The sequence below is a fragment of the Roseomonas sp. AR75 genome (assembly GCF_005222815.1).
Lineage (GTDB): Bacteria > Pseudomonadota > Alphaproteobacteria > Acetobacterales > Acetobacteraceae > Falsiroseomonas.
Map to the genome: position 1 here is coordinate 1 of NZ_STGB01000013.1, position 1,297 is coordinate 1,297.

The window sequence follows — 1,297 nt, forward strand, 5'->3', positions numbered from 1 at the left end:
TGGACACCTCCATAAACCCCTCGCCCTGACGCTGTTTGGCTGATTCACTGACGCGGATCGGCGCGGGGGAAGGCGATGGTTCGGCAGCCTGGGTTCTTCGATGTGGAGGAGCGGCTGCGGGAGTTGTCGGCCAAGGGCGATGACCTCGGGCGGATCCTCGCGCTCGTGGATTTCGCGATGTTCCGCGCTGAACTGGAGCGAGCGGTGCCGCGGGCGGACGGCGCGAAGGGTGGCCGGCCCGCCTTCGATCACGTGCTGATGTTCAAGATCCTGCTGCTGCAGGTGATGCACGGGCTGTCCGACGAGCGCTGCGAGTACCTCATCAAGGATCGCCTGTCGTTCATGCGGTTCCTCGGCCTGGGGCTGGCCGACCCGGTGCCGGACGCCAACACGATCTGGGCGTTCCGCGAGGCGCTGAAGCGTGCCGGCGCGGTGGAGCGGCTGTTCGCGCAGTTCGATGCCACGCTGCGCGCCGCCGGCTATCTGGCGATGGGCGGGCAGATCGTCGACGCGACCATCGTCGCCGCGCCCAAGCAGCGCAACACCGAGGCCGAGCGGGCAGCCATCAAGGCCGGGCAGATCCCCGAAGGCTGGGCGGAAAAGCCTGCGAAGCTCCGCCAGAAGGACCGCGACGCGCGCTGGACGGTGAAGTTCTCCAAGGCCAGGCCGCGCGAGGATGGCATCCCGCAGGTCGACCTCGCGGTGCCGGCCTTCGGCTACAAGAACCATGTCGCGATCGATCGCCGGCACGGCCTGATCCGCGGCTGGACCGCCAGCCACGCCGCGGCCCATGACGGCGCCCGGTTGGCGGAGGTGGTCGATGCCAACAACACCGCCGGCGATGTCTGGGCCGACACGGCCTACCGCTCGGCGAAGAACGAGGCGTGGCTGGCCGAACGCGGCCTGGTCTCACGCATCCACTGCAAGAAGCCGCCGGGGCGGCCGATGGCGGCCCGGACGCGGCGAGCCAATGCCCGCAAATCAGCCGTGCGCTCGGCCGTCGAGCATGTCTTTGCCCGGCAGAAGGGTCCGATGGCGCTGGTGGTGCGCAGCATCGGCATTGCCCGGGCGCGCGTGAAGATCGGCCTCGCCAACTTGGCCTACAACATGAAGCGATTCGTCTGGCTCACCAGCAAAGCCGCGCCAGCGTAGGGCCGGAAACCGCCGCACGCACCACCATCAGCGCCGCACCGGCCGTCCTCCAGCAGCGTCATCCCGGTCATCCCGTCGCCCAGCAGGCGACCGTGCACCACTCTACAGTCACGCCCGCCGAAAGATGACGTTTCTGGAGGTGTCC

The 1,297-nt window shown here is 68.8% G+C and carries 1 protein-coding gene; it reads left to right on the forward strand.

Features of this window, described 5'->3' with window-relative positions; genetic code table 11:
- Positions 1-75 precede the first annotated feature (75 nt).
- Positions 76-1,152 (forward strand): transposase, encoded by a 1,077-nt coding sequence (locus E4T13_RS29525; protein WP_137181978.1) that lies wholly within the window; start codon positions 76-78, stop codon positions 1,150-1,152.
- Positions 1,153-1,297: the final 145 nt, after the last annotated feature.

Bases quoted from the DNA above. Each gene is read 5' to 3' on its own strand.
- E4T13_RS29525 (WP_137181978.1), top strand. From the start codon at position 76: ATGGTTCGGCAGCCTGGGTTCTTCGATGTGGAGGAGCGGCTGCGGGAG.